This window comes from Streptococcus sp., from assembly GCF_041802885.1.
Taxonomy (GTDB): Bacteria; Bacillota; Bacilli; order Lactobacillales; family Streptococcaceae; genus Streptococcus.
Genome location: NZ_JBHCHN010000002.1, coordinates 36,923 through 56,940, shown reverse-complemented (window position 1 = coordinate 56,940; position 20,018 = coordinate 36,923). Strand labels below are relative to the sequence as shown.

General features: G+C 42.5%; 15 protein-coding genes and 1 riboswitch. Of the genes, 13 read left to right on the top strand and 2 right to left on the bottom strand.

Going from position 1 to position 20,018, the window contains the following annotated elements:
* Positions 1-147: 147 nt before the first annotated feature.
* A riboswitch (Fluoride riboswitch) is annotated at positions 148-227 on the top strand.
* Positions 228-290: 63 nt separating this feature from the next.
* The 5 genes from ACEYCN_RS00440 (at position 291) to ACEYCN_RS00420 (ending at position 4,223) form a co-directional block, all read left to right on the top strand.
* Entirely contained in the window at positions 291-1,475 is a 1,185-nt protein-coding gene (locus ACEYCN_RS00440) for a cation:proton antiporter (protein WP_373712338.1), read from the top strand.
* Positions 1,476-1,626: 151 nt separating this feature from the next.
* On the top strand, positions 1,627-2,703 hold the full coding sequence (locus ACEYCN_RS00435; RefSeq protein WP_373712337.1) for an aspartate-semialdehyde dehydrogenase: 1,077 nt from the start codon (positions 1,627-1,629) through the stop codon (positions 2,701-2,703).
* Between the two features lie 62 nt (positions 2,704-2,765).
* Positions 2,766-3,701, top strand: a complete 936-nt coding sequence (gene dapA, locus ACEYCN_RS00430) for a 4-hydroxy-tetrahydrodipicolinate synthase (RefSeq protein ID WP_373712336.1) — start codon at positions 2,766-2,768, stop codon at positions 3,699-3,701.
* A 15-nt stretch (positions 3,702-3,716) separates the two neighbouring features.
* Complete coding sequence (locus ACEYCN_RS00425; protein WP_373712335.1) at positions 3,717-3,872, top strand: hypothetical protein; 156 nt, start codon at positions 3,717-3,719, stop codon at positions 3,870-3,872.
* Between the two features lie 36 nt (positions 3,873-3,908).
* On the top strand, positions 3,909-4,223 hold the full coding sequence (locus ACEYCN_RS00420) for a GNAT family N-acetyltransferase (protein WP_373712340.1): 315 nt from the start codon (positions 3,909-3,911) through the stop codon (positions 4,221-4,223).
* 42 nt (positions 4,224-4,265) lie between these two features.
* Here ACEYCN_RS00420 and pepF read toward each other — a convergent pair whose 3' ends face one another.
* Entirely contained in the window at positions 4,266-6,056 is a 1,791-nt protein-coding gene (pepF, locus tag ACEYCN_RS00415) for an oligoendopeptidase F (protein ID WP_373712334.1), read from the bottom strand.
* 239 nt (positions 6,057-6,295) lie between these two features.
* Here pepF and ACEYCN_RS00410 point away from each other — a divergent pair, with 239 nt between their 5' ends.
* On the top strand, positions 6,296-6,634 hold the full coding sequence (locus ACEYCN_RS00410) for an ATP cone domain-containing protein (protein ID WP_373712333.1): 339 nt from the start codon (positions 6,296-6,298) through the stop codon (positions 6,632-6,634).
* 36 nt (positions 6,635-6,670) lie between these two features.
* Here the strand turns inward: ACEYCN_RS00410 and ACEYCN_RS00405 are convergent, their stop codons facing one another.
* A complete protein-coding gene (locus ACEYCN_RS00405) occupies positions 6,671-7,372 on the bottom strand; it encodes a YdcF family protein (protein ID WP_373712332.1) in 702 nt (233 codons plus the stop codon).
* 476 nt (positions 7,373-7,848) lie between these two features.
* On the opposite strand from ACEYCN_RS00405, the gene ACEYCN_RS00400 reads away from it, so the two are divergent.
* The 7 genes from ACEYCN_RS00400 (at position 7,849) to ACEYCN_RS00370 (ending at position 19,874) form a co-directional block, all read left to right on the top strand.
* Entirely contained in the window at positions 7,849-9,969 is a 2,121-nt protein-coding gene (locus tag ACEYCN_RS00400) for a 5'-nucleotidase C-terminal domain-containing protein (RefSeq protein ID WP_373712331.1), read from the top strand.
* A gap of 108 nt (positions 9,970-10,077) precedes the next feature.
* Positions 10,078-11,112 (top strand): YeiH family protein, encoded by a 1,035-nt coding sequence (locus ACEYCN_RS00395; RefSeq protein ID WP_373712330.1) that lies wholly within the window; start codon positions 10,078-10,080, stop codon positions 11,110-11,112.
* Between the two features lie 194 nt (positions 11,113-11,306).
* On the top strand, positions 11,307-11,567 hold the full coding sequence (locus ACEYCN_RS00390) for a DNA repair protein (RefSeq protein WP_373712329.1): 261 nt from the start codon (positions 11,307-11,309) through the stop codon (positions 11,565-11,567).
* The gene (lepB, locus tag ACEYCN_RS00385; protein WP_373712328.1) at positions 11,560-12,150 is read left to right on the top strand and encodes a signal peptidase I; all 591 of its coding nucleotides are present in this window, start codon (positions 11,560-11,562) and stop codon (positions 12,148-12,150) included. The genes ACEYCN_RS00390 and lepB overlap by 8 nt, the downstream gene beginning before the upstream one ends.
* 42 nt (positions 12,151-12,192) lie before the next feature.
* Positions 12,193-17,181 carry an InlB B-repeat-containing protein gene (locus ACEYCN_RS00380; protein ID WP_373712327.1) on the top strand — a complete coding sequence of 1,663 codons (4,989 nt, stop codon included), beginning with the start codon at positions 12,193-12,195 and terminating at the stop codon, positions 17,179-17,181.
* Positions 17,182-17,282: 101 nt separating this feature from the next.
* On the top strand, positions 17,283-18,773 hold the full coding sequence (locus ACEYCN_RS00375; RefSeq protein ID WP_373712326.1) for a SpaH/EbpB family LPXTG-anchored major pilin: 1,491 nt from the start codon (positions 17,283-17,285) through the stop codon (positions 18,771-18,773).
* A gap of 165 nt (positions 18,774-18,938) precedes the next feature.
* The gene (locus tag ACEYCN_RS00370; protein ID WP_373712325.1) at positions 18,939-19,874 is read left to right on the top strand and encodes a class C sortase; all 936 of its coding nucleotides are present in this window, start codon (positions 18,939-18,941) and stop codon (positions 19,872-19,874) included.
* Positions 19,875-20,018 lie beyond the last annotated feature (144 nt).

Genomic DNA, 20,018 nt, shown 5'->3' with positions numbered 1-20,018 from the left:
TAACGCAGGAGCGGACCTTGATGATTTGTGTGAACCTTTTCATCTCATGGCAACATGCCCCTAACCTCTCTTCCTAGGAAGGGAGGTTTTTTTGAGCCCAAAAACTTGTGAAGGGCTTGACAAAACTTGAAAACCTGATATACTAAAGCATTATAAGGGAATGAGGCACTCCCTAAATTCATGCTTGAATTTGAACCGCGATTTACGCTGATGGCTTCTATGACGCTTTTTGTGCTGTCATGGAAGTCATTTTTTTCATGACCTTGGATTTGATTAGAAATGGAGATAGGATGTTACTTTCTTTTGCTTTCCTGTTTTTGGGTGGACTTTTTTTTGCTCTCTTGGCTGAAAGAGTGAAATTGCCGCGTATCATCGGTATGTTGCTGGCTGGTGTGCTGTTTGGTCCCTACTTGCTGGACCTCTTTGATGCCAGTCTTTTGGACAATTCAGCTACTTTTCGTCGGATGGCTCTCATCATCATTCTGATCAAGGCTGGCTTGACCATTGATCTTAAGGATTTGAAAAAAGTTGGGCGACCTGCCTTCCTCATGTCCTTTGTGCCAGCTAGTTTTGAAATCTTAGCCTACCTCCTTTTTGCCCCCATCTTGCTGGGCATGTCCCTACTGGATGCGGCCCTTTTGGGGTCTGTCATGGCGGCCGTATCGCCAGCAGTAGTGGTTCCTCGAATGGTGAACCTTATAGATAAGGGTTACGGCAGCAAGAAATCCATCCCCCAGCTCATTCTTGCGGGAGCCTCTTTGGATGACATTGTGGTGATTGTTCTTTTTACTAGTTTCTTGTCCATGGCCAGCGGAGACAGTGTCAACCTGCTCAGTTTTTTCAATATTCCCATTTCCATCCTCTTGGGTCTCTTAGTCGGGGGCCTCTGTGGGCTGGGCCTGCTACATTTTTTCCAGCAGGTCCGAATCCTGCATCCGGTCCATAAAATTCTGATTATGCTGGGCGTTTCTTTCTTCCTGGTAGCATTGGAAACAATCTTGGATGGAAAAGTTGCTCTTTCTGGGCTCTTGGCTGTCATGGCTATGGCTGCTGTTCTCAAGATGAAGGGGCCCGATCAGGACATTCAGCACCTGGCCTCGTCTTTTGGCAATATTTGGATAGGGGCTGAAGTGGTACTCTTTGTCCTGGTGGGGGCAGCAGTGGATGTTCGCTATCTGGGAGAGGCTGGTCTGCCAGCGGTTGGCTTGATTGTCTTGGCCTTGCTAGTTCGGTCTCTGGGAGTCTACATCAGTGTGTCAGGAAGTCAGCTCAATGCAAGGGAAAAAGTCTTTGCCATCATCGCCTACCTGCCCAAGGCCACTGTCCAGGCTGCCATCGGCTCGGTTCCATTAGCAGCTGGTTTGGAATCAGGCAAACTCATTTTGTCTGTGGCGGTCATCGGCATCGCTCTGACGGCTCCTTTGGGGGCTATCTTGATGGATGCCAGTTATCAAAAACTATTGACCAAAGACTAGTTTTGGGAGATTTTATCTGATTTTCCTTTTTCTTAGAAAAAAAGAAGAAAGAGGGCTGACAATTTTGGCGTAAAATAGTATAATAGTGAAAATATTAATTTTTAGAAAATTTCGAAAGTGTCTTATGTGATGCTGGAGATGAGGAGTAGATATGGGATATACTGTTGCTGTTGTTGGAGCTACTGGAGCTGTTGGAACACAGATGATTAAGATGTTGGAAGAATCCAGTCTTCCAATTGACAAGATTCGCTTTTTGGCTTCTGCACGCTCTGCTGGAAAAACCTTGCAGTTCAAGGGTCAGGATGTCGTGATTGAAGAAACAACGGAAACGGCCTTTGAAGGAGTGGATATTGCCCTCTTTTCTGCAGGTGGTTCTACCTCAGCTAAGTTCGCACCTTATGCTGTCAAAGCTGGAGCAGTGGTGGTGGACAATACCTCTCATTTCCGTCAACATCCAGAAGTTCCTTTGGCCGTTCCAGAGGTCAATGCCCATGCCTTGGATCAGCACAATGGTATCATTGCCTGTCCAAACTGCTCGACCATCCAGATGATGGTAGCTCTTGAGCCGATTCGTCAAAAATGGGGCTTGGAGCGCATTATCGTATCCACCTATCAGGCTGTATCTGGAGCAGGTATGGGGGCTATCTTGGAGACTCAGGCTCAACTCCGCTCTGTCTTGAACGATGGGGTTAATCCAAAGGATGTGGAAGCCAATATTCTGCCTTCAGGTGGGGACAAGAAGCATTATCCGATTGCCTTTAACGCCCTTCCGCAAATCGATGTCTTTACAGACAATGATTACACCTACGAAGAGATGAAGATGACCAAGGAAACCAAGAAAATCATGGAAGATGATTCTATTGCTGTTTCTGCGACCTGTGTGCGTATTCCTGTTTTGTCTGGCCATTCTGAATCCGTTTATATCGAAACCAAGGAAGTTGCACCAATTGATGAAGTGAAGGCAGCCATTGCAGCCTTTCCAGGTGCCGTCCTGGAAGATGATGTGGCCAACCAAATCTACCCTCAGGCCATCAATGCTGTCGGCAGCCGCGACACCTTTGTGGGCCGTATCCGAAAGGACTTGGATAAGAAAAATGGTATCCACATGTGGGTTGTTTCAGACAACTTGCTCAAGGGGGCTGCCTGGAATTCTGTTCAGATTGCAGAAACCCTGCACGAACGTGGCCTGGTCCGCCCAACCGCAGAATTAAAATTTGAATTGAAATAATAAACCTTGATTGGCTAGAATGATTTCTAGCCAATCCTTCTATACAAGGATAGGAGAAGCCTATGTCCATTCAAGATTTAAGAAATGTCCATATCATCACAGCACTGGTCACCCCTTTTCATGAGGATGGGTCCATCAATTTTGAGGCTTTGCCAAAGCTGATTGAGGCTTTGCTGGAGCAGCATACGGAAGGAATCCTTTTGGCTGGTACGACTGCGGAAAGTCCAACCCTGACCCACGAGGAGGAATTGGAGCTTTTTGCGGCTGTTCAAAAAATTGTCAAAGGCCGTGTTCCCCTTATCGCAGGGATTGGAACCAATGATACCAGGGACTCAGTTGAATTTGCCAAGGAAGTGGCAGCCTTTGGTGGTTTTGCAGCTGGCTTGGCCATTGTTCCTTATTACAATAAGCCCAATCAAGAGGGCCTGTATCAGCATTTCAAAGCTATTGCGGATGCCAGTGATTTGCCTATCATCATCTACAATATTCCTGGCCGGGTCGTAGTAGAGGTTGCGCCTGCTACCATGCTGCGCTTGGCAGAACATCCAAATATTATTGGTGTTAAAGAATGTACGACGCTGGATAATATGGCCTATCTGATTGAACACAAGCCAGATGATTTCCTGATTTTCACAGGGGAAGATGGTGAGGCCTTCCATGCCATGAACCTGGGAGCAGATGGGGTCATCAGTGTCGCTTCCCATGTCTGTGGCAATGAAATTTATGAGATGTTTGAGGCCATTAAGGCCAGTGATATCAAGAAGGCAGCTAAAATTCAGCGCCAATATCTGGCCAAGGTTCACGCCCTCTTCTCGGTAGTCAGTCCTGCACCAGTCAAGGCTGTACTCAACCACCTTGGCTACGAAGTTGGTCCCTTGCGTTTGCCACTGGTTTCCTGCACTCCAGAAGAGGCCAAGCGCATCATCAAGGTTGTGTTGGAAGAAGACATTATCGCCACCCGCGAAACGGTCAAAGGCGTCATTCGTCCAGATTATTGATAGGGAGGAATGGACTTGCTAGCTGTTAGACGGGCAGAAGCCAAAGATGTGGAGGCCATTGCTTCTATTTGTAGCGATGGTTGGCGTCAAACTTACAAGGACATTTTGCCCCAGTCCTACATTGAAAAGGTGATTGCGGATTATTATTCCCTTGAGCGTGTCGCCAAATAATGTGCTGAAAACACGCCCTATTTTCATGGCTACTGGCTGGCGGAGATGGACGGTCAAGTCGTGGGCTGTATTGGCGGAGGCATAGACCAAGGAAATGCTGGCCATATCTATGTTTTCTATGTTCGACCAGAACTCAAGCGCCAGGGTGTGGGAAGTGCTCTGCTCAAGGAGTTTACTGCCTACCAGAAAAATACTTATGGAATTAAAGAGCAATGGGTCTCCTCTCTCACCGAAGGGAATCGCATTGGACAGGCCTTTTACGAAAAGAGTGGCTTTGTCTTCGACTTTGCAACTGAAAGCCGTGACCCTTCTCATGCCCAGAGAAAATTTCATTTAAAACGCAGTGTTTAATGATAAAACCAGTTCACTTTTGTGGACTGGTTTTTATGGTATTTAAACTAATTCTTCCAACTTATCCACCAATGAGCCTACATAGGCGATGGTTTCTTTAAGTGGTTGGTCTGTTGAGACATCGATGCCAGCATGTTTGGCCAAGTCTTGGGCAGACAAACTAGCTCCCAATGACAGGGTCTCCAGCCAGGTTTCAACAACCTGCTCCGGTTTTTCTTCCAGCTGTTTGGCCATGGCCGTACCAATGGTCAAGCCAGCTGAGTAGGTATATGGATACAGTCCCATATAATAATGGGGTTGTCTCATCCAGATGAGACCTGCATCCTCACCGATTTCAAAATCTTCTCCCCAGAACTCCTTGATAAGATCCAGCTTGATCTGGCAAAGAATATCGCCATTGAGGTATTCATCCTTGTCCAAACGGGTATAGACTTCCCGTTGGAAGGCTGCTTCCAGGAGGTGGGTCACCATGTTGTGGAAGTAGGTACGGCTAATCAGCTCACTGATGAGATAGGCTTGGAAGCCAGGGTCCTGATTCTGTTTGAGTAGGGTGTTACAGGTCAAGACTTCATTGGCAGTGGATGGCGCCTCGATAAAGTAGAGAGATGGTTCGTAGTTGAGGATGCTTTGTTTCTTGGCAAGTTGGAAATGTCCTGCGTGTCCCAACTCGTGAGCCAGTACCAGGATTTCATTCATGAGACCGGTCCAGGAAAGGAGGATGTAGGAAGGTCCATCATAAAGAGTAGCACAGTAGCCACCAGTTGCCTTACCTTCGTTCTGGGCAAAGTCAATCCAGCGCTGGTCAAAGGCCTCTTCAATCATCCGCACATAGTCCTCGCCCAAGATTCCCAGGCAGTCCATGAGAAATTGCTTGGATTCTTCTGGCGTAATCCGTTGGTTGAAGTCAGAAGGCAGGCTAATTTTCAGATCGGCATGAGTAATCTTGTCTAAGCCATGGGCTTTGGCCATGAGTTTGACAAAACGACGCATGTGGGGAGCCAGCTCTTTCATAATGACATCAATCTGACGGTCAAAGAGGTCGCGGGAAATATTTTGCTGAAAAAGGAGATAGTCAATAGTCGAGTCGAAGCCCCGAAGTTTGGCTTGAATTTGCTCATTTTTGACCTGGGCTAGGTAAGCTGAAGCAGTTGTGTTTTTATAAGCATGGAGGGTTTGGTAGAAGCTGGCTGCGGATGCGCGACGCAGTTCTGTATCATGACTGATTTCGTAGTCATTTTCAAACAGAACATAGCTATTTTTATAGCTTTGACCATTGGCCTCAAAATCAGCAAAGGTCATGTCCTCAAACTTGGTTGTTTCATAGCTATCATAGGCCTGACGGAGGGTCGGAGCGAAATTAGCCAACAACTCTTCCTGATCAGCTGTTAATTGATGAGGCTTTTGGCGAAGGATATTTTCCAAAAAGCTTTTCCACTGAGGCTGCTCAGAAATAACCGTTCTCAGCAGGTCATCCTCTTGCAAACCAAGTTCAGTTTCTAAAAAGGAAAGACGAGGAGCAGTGGCAGCAAAAACCAGTTGACACTCGTTGGCCATACTAGCTAGGTCCACATTCATCTTGTCCACATCTAGGTTGAGGAAGGCATAGTGCATGAGGCGACTATTGATGATGAGGATTTGTTCATAGTCTTTGAGGGCTGAGGCAATGGTCTGGCTATCTGTCAATTTTCCCTTGAACTCGGACTCAAATTGACCAATCATTTCCTTATAATCTTCTAGGGCTTGACGGTAGTCAGCTGGATGTTGATAAATGAGGCTGGTGTCCCAGGTCAGTTGGCTGTCGATTTCTTGCCGTTTGGGCATAACAGTTGTCATAAAATTCTCCTTTATATGATTTGTCAAATAAAACTCTAAAATTGATTATATCATATTGGATTAAAAACTTGACAAATGGTCCATATACTTGGATAATAAAAGTAAGATAAACAAGCTTTTTGCTTGAACATGTGAACACCGAACAACTGGTTCATCTGGTTTTTGTAGATGATAGGAATTTGGCCATCCATCATCCCTTATCTTTTCTGGCCTGACTACTTGACCAAAGGAGAGTCTATATGCAAGTTATTAAACGGAGTGGTGAAATTGTAGAGTTTGATCCAGATAAGATTTATCAGGCCATCATCAAGGCAGCCCAAACAGTCTATGTTATTGATGATACCTGGAGACAAAATCTGGCCCAGGTGACCAAAAAAGTGGTTTTGGATTTGGAAGAAGCCCATACTGAACGCCCAACCATCAGCATGGTGCAATCACAGGTAGAGCACCGTCTCTTGGACGCTGGCTATATCACCATTGCAGAACACTATATTTCCTATCGTTTGCAACGGGATTTGGAACGCAATGGCTATGGAGACAAGATTGTTGTCCACCTTCATTTTGAACAAGTGAGATAAAACAAAAAGCACTATTTCAGTGCTTTTTTTGCTTACTTACAATGGCTGCTTCAACAGATATAATATTGTGATCAAAATAGTGAGTGGTATTACCAATATACTGAGAAGTGTGATATGTAGTTTGCGTTTGAGGTAGAGGTAACCAACCAATTCTCGAATGTAGGCATTGAGAGTGAAGTAAAGACGAGTTTTGGCACCAAATCCAATGCAGGAAATTTCTAGCTCCTTGGCCAGCAAGAGAGCGCGAAAAAGATGGTAATAGTTACTGATAATAGCAAATCGGCTGCCATTTGTCATCAGTTCTTTGGAAAAAAGGATATTTTCTCTTGTATTTCGAGCCTTGTTTTCGATAATGATATCTTCTGCAGCAATACCTTGTTTCTCTGCGTAGAGAGCCATGGCCTGACCTTCGGAGATTCTTTCATCTGGACCTTGCCCGCCAGAAAAAATCAGTTTGCAATTTTGGTTAGATTTGTAGATGTGGATGCCCTTTTCAATGCGACTGGCCAGCAAGGGGGGGACCTTATCTCCAATCAGGCCACTCCCTAATACCACCACATAATCTAATTTCTGGTTTTTCCAATGGAAAAGGTTTAGGAAACTTGAAATAGTATATACAATGGTCATGATAAAGAGGTAGAAGATAATCAGAGTACCAAGGTAATAAAAATAGAGCATCAGAGGCTGATCTGAAAAGGTATCGAGATAAGTGTTGCCGATGATGGGATATAGAAACAAGAGGATTCCCAAAGCTAGGAGCATAAAATTTTTTAGGGAACGTCCTTCTCTTTTCAGTAACCTAAGACCATTGAAAATAAAGACAATAATCAGGATAGTTGGGCTGAGTGCAAGCAAAACAGCAAATATAAATATGATTATTAGAAGAAGGGCACTCCAAAAGGTTTGTCCATTCGTATGGATATAGCGGATGGTTATGATTAAAAAGCTGATACCTGCTGTTACTAGAAAGGTCAAGAAACTGAGCCCGAGAAGCAGTGTTCTGGGATCTTTAAAATAGATGAATAAACTGGTAAATAAAGCAAGACATGAAATTGTGATGAGCAGATACATAGAAACCTCCAGGTGGTTTGCAATCATTATACCAAAAACTCGAAGATGAAAAGAGGTCAAGAAATAGGTTTGAAATTGAAATCGGTTTCCAAATATTGTAAAATGGAGTAGTAGTTTTAAGTATTTTTAGTTTGGAGGAAACTATGAAGAAAAAATTTTGGTTAAAATCAAGTGCCCTAGGTCTCTTGATTTCGGGAAGTTTGCTGGCCAGCACCGTATCAGCTGACCAAGCACCGATTCAAATTTTGGGCATCAATGATTTTCATGGAGCCCTAAATACGACTGGTTCGGCCTATATGCCAGAAGGTCGGATTTCAGGTGCAGGATCTGCTGCGGTACTTTCCACCTATTTGAAAAATGCAGAGAATGAATTTTTGGCGGCTAATCCAAATGGTGTCAGTCTGCGTGTTCAGGCTGGTGATATGGTTGGAGCCAGTCCAGCCAATTCCGGTCTCTTGCAGGATGAGCCAACGATCCGTGTTCTCAATGCTATGGGCTTTGACTATGGTACACTTGGTAACCATGAATTTGACGAAGGTCTGCCAGAGTTTTATCGGATTCTCAATGGCCAGGCTCCGTCCCCAGGTCAATTTTATGATATCGTAAACAACTATCCACGTGAGGCTTCTCAACAAAAAACTGTCATCGCTAATGTCGTAGATAAGGCTACGGGTGCAATACCTTATGGTTGGAGTCCTTATGCCATTGAAAATGTAACAGTCAACGGTCAAACTGTCAAGGTTGGTTTTATCGGAGTTGTTACTACAGAGATTCCGAGTCTGGTTTTGAAGCAGCACCACGAAGGCTACAATTTCCTTGATGAAGCTGAAACTATTGCGACCTATGCGAAACAGCTGCGTGAGCAAGAGGTAAATGCTATTGTGGTCTTGGCCCATGTTCCATCGACCAGTCAAGGAGATGTGGCTAGTGGCCAAGCTGCTGACATGATGGCCCGTGTGGCGGCGATTGACCCAAATCATTCAGTCGATGTCGTTTTTGCAGGTCATAATCATGTCTATACTAACGGTTTATCAGGTAATACCCGTATCGTACAGGCAGTTTCTCAAGGGAAGGCCTATGCCGATGTGCGCGGTATTCTTGACACGGAAACCAAGGACTTTGTATCAACTCCAACAGCGACAGTTACAGCAACTGCACCAGGTGTTGAAAAAGATCCAGCTATTCAGGCTATTGTTGATGAAGCAGATAGCATTGTTTCAACCGTGACTCAGGCTAAAATCGGAACAGCCGTTTCATCTGATGATATTACGCGTGATGTTAATGAGTTTAAGGAAAGTCCAGTTGGTAATCTGATTACAACTGCTCAGCTTGAAATTGCACGCAAGGAAGGCTACCATGCAGACTTTGCCATCACCAATAATGGCGGAATTCGCTCAGACTTAATTGTCGGTGATGATAAATCCATCACTTGGGGTGCGGCGCAAGCAGTGCAACCTTTCGGCAATATCTTGCAAGTTGTTGAGTTGACTGGTCAGCAGATTTATGATGCTCTCAACCAGCAGTATGATGAGTCCGAACGGTACTTTCTTCAGATGTCTGGCCTTAAATATGTCTATACAGATGCAGATAACCCTACACCTGAAAATCCTTATAAAGTCTATAAGGCCTATAAGGCGGATGGAACAGAGTTGGACCCAAATGCCACCTATACAGTTGTCATCAATGATTTCTTATTTGGCGGTGGCGATAGCTTTTCTGCCTTAACAGGTGGCCGATTTGTAGGTGCTATCCAGCCTGATACAGAAGTGTTTGTTTCCTACATCAAGGGACTGGAAGCAGCTGGTCAGCCAGTTTCAGCAAGTATCACCGGCGTTAAAACTTACAAGTCAGCTGAACAAATTGCAGCTGAGCAAACAACCACTGAGGAAGTGGAGATTCCATTTGAAACCCAACGTTTGGAAGACGCTACTTTACCAGAAGGAACTGAAAAAGTGGTGACCAAAGGTGTTAATGGCAAAGCCAAAGTAGTCAAGGATGCTACTGGTAAGGAAATCAGTCGAACAGTCTTGGTAGAACCAGTGACCGAAGTGATTCATGTTGGAACCAAAAAAGTAACCAAGCCTGGTCAAAATGTTCCAACTCCGACAACAACTGAAGAACCAACTCCTCCAGCAGCTAAGGCTAAAAAGAAAGCTCTTCTTCCAGCTACTGGTGAACAAGCAGGTCTTTTCTTAACCATTTTAGGAGTGGTCGGACTTGGTCTAGGCCTGGTACTCTGGTTCAAAAAAAGCAAAGCAAAATAAACAGTGAAAAATTCTATATGATTTTTATCATGTAGGATTTTTCTTGTAAATTGATGACCACATGTTGAAAAAGGAGTATAATAGGGAGGTATACATAGGAGGCAATACATGAAAGTCACGATAGGTAAATACATACCAGGAATTGGAATCTGTCTAGGAATAGCCTTTGTCAGCCAGTGGTTAGGGCAGTATTTTCCCCTTGTTGGTGGGGCTGTTTTTGCCTTGTTGATAGGGATGATGTTGGTCCCTCTTGTAAAAGAAAGTGATCGATTGAATGTTGGATTGACTTTTACTTCTAAGAAAATTTTACAGTCTGCTGTTGTGCTACTTGGTTTTGGTCTAAATCTGGGAGTTGTGTTGCAAACTGGGAAGCAGTCTTTACCAATCATTCTTTCTACTATTTCAGCTGCTCTCTTCATCGCTTATATTGGACGCCGATTTTTGAACATTGAGAGCGACATTGCGACCTTAGTTGGTGTAGGTTCCTCCATTTGTGGAGGTTCAGCCATTGCTGCGACAGCTCCGGTCATAAATGCCAAGGAAGAGGATGTTGCTCAGGCTATTTCAGTCATCTTCTTTTTTAATCTGTTAGCGGCTCTTTTGTTTCCTAGTTTAGGTCAGTTTTTGGGTTTTTCTACGCAAACCGGAGCGCACTTTGGTCTCTTTGCGGGTACAGCCATCAATGACACTTCCTCTGTAACGGCGGCAGCTTCGACCTGGGATAGTCTTTATCACTTAGGAAGTCATACATTAGATACAGCGGTGACCGTTAAATTAACAAGAACACTTGCTATCATCCCTATTACAGCAGTCTTGTCTATTTTTTATACCAAAAGAGAAGTAGGAGTAGAGCGGAAATTTTCAGTGAAAAGTCTCTTTCCAACCTTTATCTTCTTTTTCATTCTAGCTAGTCTTTTCACAACTGTCTGGACTAGTTTGGGATTTTCTAACCAAGTCTTTCTCCCAGCAAAAAATCTGTCAAAATTTTTCATCACAATGGCTATGGCAGCAATTGGCCTGAGAACAAATTTTTTACATCTTTTACAAAGAGGGAAAAAAGCACTTTTGCTTGGATTTTGCTGTTGGATCGGTATCACCCTAGTGTCCCTTTTGTTACAGCATCTGATGGGAATGATACGCTGATAATTTGAAAGTTGTAGCGCAATAATTTGGTGTCAGAAACCGTCATTGTCATAGACTTTATGGACAATTTGTGATAAAATAAACAAGGCCCATATTATTTCATTGAAATGTGAAGCGAACCACTTGTTTTTTTAACTTTCTTCTGATATACTCACACTTAGTTTTCATCATACATAAAGGTTATATAAATTAGAATGAACGAAAAAGATTTTCGGAAGCTCAAGCGAGTGGAACTATACGAAATTATGCTGGCACAGGCTGAAGAAATTGATGACTTGAGAGCCCAGCTGGCAACAGCCAAAAAAGAACTGGAAAATAAGAGGATTGATATTCAACAATCAGGATCAATTGCAGAAGCTTCTCTTAAACTGACGAAGATCTTCGAAGAAGCTCAAAAAGCAGCAGATCTCTACCTTTCCAATATAAAAAAAGAAACAGGAGATGCAGATGAGTAGCCTAAACTACCAGAAAAGGCAGCTTCCTGAAACATCAGAAATAAAAGCAGCGTACCAAAAAGCCAAATACAAAAAGACCTTTTGGGAAACCATCAGAAGTACCGTGTTTATGCTCGTAGTGGTTGCTGCTTTTGCTGTGCTTATCGCTGTCTTATTTCTTCCTATTTTGAGAATTTATGGCAATTCCATGAAGGGAACATTGGACAGCGGTGATATCGTTGTTTCTGTGAAAAGTACTGATTTCGAAACCAGTGATGTAGTTGCTTTCTACTATAATAACAATATTCTTGTTAAACGCGTGATTGCCGAATCTGGTGATTGGGTGGATATGGACGAGAAAGGCAATGTCTACGTCAATAAGAAGAAGTTAGATGAGCCTTACTTGGCCAATAAAGCCTATGGTCATACAGATATTACATTTCCCTACCAGGTACCTGAAAACCGGATTTTTGTTATGGGAGATAACCGAGAAGAATCCATCGATTCGCGAAACAATGCCATCGGTACGGTTGCTGATGAACAGATTGTCGGAAAGTTAATTTTTAAAATCTGGCCTCTGCAAAAGTTAGGAGGCATTGAATAGAATGAATTGGAATAAAAAATTTAAGAAGAAGGGAGGGAGACTATGTGGAATCCGTTTAAGTTTGAGAAATTTCTATTATGGCGAAAAAAATACAGTAAAATTGTCAATCTAATTGCTATTTTAGTTGTATTTGCAACAACCTATGCCTTAATTTTACCGGCCTTAACGCTTGACCAAGATAAGGTAGATCAAACTTCGGGTATCAATACCCAGCTGGCCCCATCAACAACAGAAAATGGCAGTGGGCAGATAACGACCCTTGAGGCACCAGTAGTACCTGCAGCACCACAAGCAGATACCCCAGCTCCAACTGATTCACAAGAGCCAGCAACGACAGAAGCTAATAGTGAATCTACTCCTGACCAAGAAAAGATTACTGAGCCAACCACCATGGTGCAAAAGGGTGATGGTTACGAGCTGACTGCAGAATTTGATGCAAGTGCCCAATTTCCAAAAGGTGTCGAGCTAAAAGTTAGAGAGCTGGATAGTCAGTCTGAGGAATATAAAGCTCATTATGATAAAGCCAAGGAAACCTTGAGAGCAAGCAGTCTCAGCTATGCACGATTCTTTGATATTCAATTCCTTTTTGAGGGAAATGAAGTAGAACCAGCTTCACCTGTCAAGATTAGTATAAAAAATGACAAGGCCCTTCAACTCGGTGAAGACAGCAAACTTAAAATTGTTCACTTTGAAGATGCTAACCAAGTAGAAGTCATTAAGGCAAATACAAAGGAAGAGAACAAACAAGTTTCAGAAGTTTCCTTCCAAGCAGATTCTTTCTCCGTCTATGGAGACGTTGCAGCTGATTTCTATACGGTAAAATTTGTCATGTTGGATTCAGATGATGTAGAGCAGGAAATTGTTACACTGGTTGACATTGCTGAGGGAGCTACCATCAAAGACCTTCCTGAAGAACCATTCAAATCTGGCCATACCTTTAAGCATTGGATGGATCGGAAAACAGGAAATATTGTGACAGCAGACACACCTGTTACCGAAGATATGGTTGTTGAGGCTGTTTTTGAACCTATTTCCATCTATACGATTAAGGTCAATTATTTCTATCAGAATAAGAGTGCAAATCAAAACGTTGTTTTCGACTCTGAAACCTTCCAATTGGATGATAGTGATATTCCATATCGAATTACACCTCCAGCCTCTACAAAGGTTTACCGAAGTGATGATCCGTCCCTACCAGCAGATGCAATCTACTATCCTCAGCAGCCTCTTATTGAAATCACCCAGGATCAAATTGCAACACTGGCAAATCAAGAAGATAAGACTATCACAATCGATTTGGAGTTTGTACCCTATACAGCAGAATATGACTTTGTTTATCTTTTGAAAGATTTGACTGGTGATGGCTACACTGAGATTGAGCGAGTCCATGCTTATGGAATTTTAGGATCGACTGTTACTGCTCAAATCCTCAATTATAGCTATGCTGATTTTGAAAAAACAGATTCTGTAGAAATCACTCAAAGAGATGGTCAAGAATTAAAGGTTTATTATACTCGAAAATCATATACCTTAAGTTATCAAACTAATGGCGGAAGTTATGTAGAACCCCAAACAGGGCTTTATAAAGAGAAGCTGTCAATTTCCAGTGTTATTCCAACAAAAGAAGGCTATACCTTCGCTGGTTGGTATTCAAACAAAGACCTGTCAGGCAGCCCTGTAACTGGGTCAATCGAGTTAGATGGAGATCAAACACTATACGCCAAGTGGGAACCCAAAATTGTTCCTTACACTGTAGTTTATTTTAAAGAGGTTTATGATACTAGTACAGGGACCTTTAGCTATGTTTATCAAACCACTGCTAGCAAATCTGGAACTGTCGGAACGACGGTTCAGGCAAGTTCTGCAGATTCGATAGCCTCTACCTTGCCTTACCACCAAACAGATACCGTAGCTAATGCTAACTCATCAGTTGTCATTAAACCGGATGGTTCTTCTGTGCTCAATGTCTACTATAAACTGAAGCGCTATACTCTTCGATTTGACTTAGGCTCAACAGGTGATTATTGGGCAGACAGTCGTCTCCGTCTGGTCATGAATGGACAGACCTATACCAAGACAAGTGGAACATACTACGAGATTAAAGATGTGGTTCTTGGTCAATATATGGCACCGCAGTGGCCGTCTTCTACAAATGAAATTTTTGACTCAGGGAACTCCTATGGTTTCACTGGTTGGTATAACATAAATAATCCGAATAATACCTTATATCTAACGGACCGTGATAAGGTGACAGAGGATGTCATCAATGGAGCAGACAGTAACAATATTAAGATATTTACTGCACAGTGGCAAGCTGGCTTAATTGATAAAAAAGTAGAATATTACTTACAGTCTGCTGATAATCCAAATACTTATGACTTGTCTGACCTCAGTCAGTCCTTCAAGTCACGTTGGAATTCAGGTCTTGGCCAGAAGTCCATTGCTGGTTTTATTCCAATTTCGGTGCCACCAGGTCAGCCAGGTAATGTAACCTCTACAATCTGGATTAATAGTTATTACGGTTATCGAAATGTTGTAACAACCTACCGTTTCTATTACCAACGCGAAACCTATACCATCGACTATTTCTACAAGGATAGTTTGATTAAATCGACAGGAAAAACAGTTCGGTTTGATCAGAATATCAACACTCCGACCTATGATTACATACCTCCGCGGCCTGCAACAGTCGATGCGGACTATACTTGGGGAGGTTGGTACTCAGATCCTGACCTAAGAAGTAAATACACCTTCGGGGTAATGCCGCCAAACAATCTAGCCTTATATGCCAATTGGGTTGCTCCTTCCTATCCAGTTACCTTTGATCTGAATGGGGGAAGCGGAACACCACCGCCAACGCAGATGGTAGAGAAATACAAAACTGCGACAGTGCCATCTGATCCAACCCGTGATTATTATGATTTTGTTGGTTGGTATACTCAGCCAACTGGAGGGACATATTACGACTGGAGCAAACCTGTAACAGGTCCTGTCACCCTTTATGCAAGGTGGAAACTGAAGCCTTTGACCTATACTGTCAAATACTTAGAAGCGGGCACAAATAAAGCACTAGCAACAGAGAAGGTAGTTACTAGTCCAGCCTTTGTACTAGGTCAAACGATTACTGAAGATGCATTAGCTATCACAGGATATCGACCAGACAGTAGAAGTAAAGATGTTGTGTTGGACTATGCCAACAATGAAATTATCTTCTACTATGCGAGCAAAACGGCTGACATTACCTATACTATCAAATATGTCTTAGCAACAGATCCAACTATCGAAGTGGCGCCATCAGTAACTAAGACGGTTCCAGGAAGCACGATTCGTGTTAAGGAAACGGCCACCAAGGTAAATAAAGAGTATTTTGCTACTCAGCCAAATGTTACTGCAGACATGCTTGCCAAGGATTACTATCCAGTGGTCAATCTCAAAACCTTGACCCTATCATCCAATGATGCCAACAATGTTCTAGTTTTTGAATATCGGGATTATGATACCGCTAAGATTACCGTGAATTATCTAGACATGGATGGAAATCCAATTCCTGGTCAAAAACCAACCATTGCTTATCGTAAAAAATCGAGTTCTTATCTAGTTACTCGTCCAAGTATTGCTGGCTATACCTATGAGAAATCTTTGGATAACAACAATGTTGCCAATAAGCAACTCTACCGAATTTCTGATACTAATGATATTGTCATTGATCTCTACTATAAGAAAAATTTGACTTTAACGGCTACAAATAAGAGCAAAATTTATGATGGTCAAGCTCTTGAAAGTACAGATTTGACAGATATCAATACAGATTATCAGGCTTACTTAGAACCAGGAGACACACTTGAAAGCATCGCATTTGCTGGAAGCCAAACGGATGTTGGTCAAAGTGCAACAACTCCGAAAGATGCTGTTCTGAAATCCGGTACTACTGATAGAAATTACTTCTACAATATTCAGTACATTCCAGGCGTTCTGACTGTAACCCCACAACCAGTAGTTGTCTACATTGAGGGAGAAATCAAGGATAAGATTTACGACGGCAAAGCGGAAACAATTGGCTATAGTATTAAAAGTATTGAAGATAGTAGCGGCCTCTTTAAAGAATCTATGATTGTGTTCAATGGTTCAGATACCGACAAGACGCTTACGAAAACTGATGCAGGTGAATATATCCTCAGTCTTCAAAATCGTTTCTCAAGCTCAAGTCCAAATTTCTCAGTTGATTTCCATATTTTAGATGGAAAACTAACTATCGATAAACGTCATTTGATTTTAACATCTGATTCAGCAAGCAAGGATTATGATGGTAGTGAGCTCCGTGCTGACAGTATCGCTATTTCGGTTCCAACTGGAGTTGACTATACTGGATTTGTCGATGGAGAAGGAGTTGTTCCAACCTTCCTAGGCGGACCAACCGAACCAGGTTTCATGCCGAATTACTTCAACTATCAGCCTAAGGACGGAACCAATCTGGCCAATTATGAGTTGGATAGTCAGTTTGGTCAGTTGAAAGTTAATGAAGTTATCAAAATTCAGAAGACTGACTTAACTTGGCAGGACTTGTCAGGTGGTAAGTTTGAACTGACTAAGTGGGATGGTCTCAATTGGGCTCAGGTTGATGGTGCACAATATTTTGCTATAACTAGCACAGATGGCAGCAATATTCCTGTGGGCTTGGAACCTGGTCGTTATCGACTCCAGGAGTTGGCAGCACCGGATGGCTTCATTATCCTAGACAGCTTTATCTACTTTACCATTAAGGATAACTTCAATGAAGAACAGACAATGTCCTTCTACACGGTCTCCCTATCTGATGAAATGGGTAACGATGCTACTCCAGAAAGGGCCCAGTTAGAAAGAACAACGGGTGATGCCAGTCATCGCATCAAGGTTGCTAATGAGCAAGGCCGAGCTCTGCCAAGCACTGGCGGAAGTGGACAGAAATGGTTTATCCTTTCTGGACTTGTTCTCATAGTCTCCTCCTATCTGATGCATCTATTTGTTCAACGTAATCGGAAAAAGAGGTCCTAGGGCTGAATTTCCGCTTACTTTAATACTAGTTTCGCAATGCGAGTTGCAGGATTTCATGTCTGCCTCTCCGTAGTAAAAAAAGAAAAAGGAAAAAGAAAATCATGAATAAATTAAAAAGTCTTTTCATGACCGTGTTGGCAGTGCTAGCTATGGTCTTGCCTACCACTGTCGCTAGTGCGCAAGAGGTGGATACAAACGCAGGTGGTACAGGAACAATTACTGTACGCAATGCTTCGCAAAGTCAAACCTATGAGCTTTACAAACTCTTTGATGCAACTGTAACAGCAGATGGTTCTGGTATCTCTTATAAACTCCCAAGTGGTAAAACTGCAGCAGATTTTGGTGGTGACACCTGGTTTGATGTGGATAGCAAAGGCAATATCACTGCAAAACAAAATGCAGATGTGTCAACTCCAGAATTTGCTGCATGGGCAAAAAGCTTCGGAACAAAAGTTACTAGCTCGACTGCAACAGATAATACTCTAGTATTTACAAACTTAACATTTGGTTACTATTTTGTAACTTCTTCACTTGGGGCAGTGCTTACTGTTGACAGTACAACTCCGAATGCAACTGTTATTGACAAGAACGAACAAGGACCAACTATTCCAGATGGTACAAATGGTGGTGGTAAGAAAATTTTAGCAGCAGATGGATCAACTACATCCACAACAACTGCTAAAATTGGTGATACAGTACCATTCCAAATTAAGTTTAATGCTACTAACTATGTAACTACTGCTGGTGTGACCAAGCAAATCCTATCTTACACTGTTACCGATACGCCTACAGCATTAGCAATTGACCAAACCTCCGTAGTTGTCAAAGTTGGTACTAAAACACTTGTTAAGGATACTGATTACACTGTTAGCTTTGACTCTAACGGCAAAATGACTGTTGTCTTGGATTGGATGCAAGATAATAAGTCAACTATTTACGATTCACCAAGTGAAGTATTAGTAACTTATTCCGCTGTAGTAACGAAAGATGCTAAAGAAGGAGAAGCGACCAATACTGCAACTATTGGATACAATTCTTTTGATCCAACAGATCTAACAGATCCAAATAACCCTGACAATCCAAACCCAACTCCAACAGATCCAACCCCAGTAAATCCTCAGAATCCAGACGATAACAAGACTACAGTGACTACTCACCGTTTCACTTTGAAGAAAACAAACGATGCAGGTGAAACTCTTACTGGAGCAGAATTCAAACTCTATGATGCTTCAACTGGTGGTACTGAAATCAAGGTTGTCAAAGATGCAGATGGAACTTACCGTGTAGCAGAAGCTAATGAAGCAGGCGTTGCGATTGAAGCTGGTCAAGTGGTTATTAAGGGCCTTAAAGGTGGTACAACTTATTACCTTGAAGAAATTAAGGCACCAAATGGTTACAATGTATTGACTGAACGTCAAGCTATCGAAGTGACTGCTGACAACACTGCGCAAGCAAATGTTATCAACAAAAAAGGTGGTGTATTACCGAATACTGGTGCAATCGGAACAACGTTATTCTACTTAGTTGGTTCAATTCTACTTTTGGTAGCACTGGTTTATACTATTTCAAAACGTCGTATGAACAATATCTAAGCGTCATACATCGTTCATAAAGAACTTATCTTCGGAAGTGCGGAAGCAGCTGTTGGAAGTATTTCCGAAGGTATTTCTTTGGTCTAAACACTTGTGTTTAGACTTTTGGGATAGGGAATTTCTGTCTCAAAAGTGTGATACACAAGGAAGAAAGGAGGGAATTGCATGTTCAAGTGGCTTAAACAGAAAGCCCCTTCTTTTGTTATGCCTCTCGTCTTTTTTGTTGGTCTGGGATTATTAGCTTACCCCTCTGTCAGTGATTACTGGAATTCTTTCCACCAATCTGAGGCTATCATGTCTTATTCACAAAGTGTATCGGATATGACAGATGAGGAATATCAGAAAATCATTGATAGTGCCCATCGCTACAATGACAGCCATCCCCTTAATTGGAATGTTTCGGCATCTGATTTAGAAACGTATAATCAGGAGCTCAATTTCAACAATAATGGCATCATGGGTTATATTGAAATTCCTAAAATCCATGTGAAGCTCTCCCTTTTTCATGGGACAGATGAAAAAGTTCTGGAAACTTCAATTGGGCACCTGGAAGGAACGTCTTTACCTGTAGGTGGACTTGGGACGCACAGTGTTCTATCAGGCCACCGCGGCCTCCCGTCAGCTCGTCTATTTTCAGATTTAGACAAACTGCGAGAGGGAGATATTTTTACACTTCATATCCTAAACGAAACCTTGACCTATCAAGTGGACCAGATCCGTGTAGTAGAGCCAACAGACTTATCTACCTTGGTGGCAAATCCTGAGCAAGATTTGGTAACTCTCGTGACCTGTACGCCTTATGGTATCAATTCCCATCGTTTACTAGTTCGTGGACATCGGATTGAAAATGTGGACGGAAACGCTTCAGTTATTTCAGATGCCGTTCAAATCAAGGCTATCTTTATTGCACCATTTATCGCGATTCCGATTTTACTGATTCTGATTATTTATATCCTTATTGTTACCAGCAAGGGTTATCAAAATAAACACAAGAACAGGGTGGCTCGCTATTTAGCGGAAAAATCAATCAACCTGTCCCCCCTTTCTAAAACATCTTACCGTGATGTGATAGAAGCCATCATAAAGATGAGAAATAAATAAAAGACTAGCTACCATATGTGAACCGCACCCCAAAAGTTAGATTTTGTCTGTCTAACTTTTGGGGTGCGGTTCATTGCTAGTCTTTTATTTATGCTCGATTTGTCATTATTTTCATATTTTTACTTGACTTGGAGTTGACTTCAA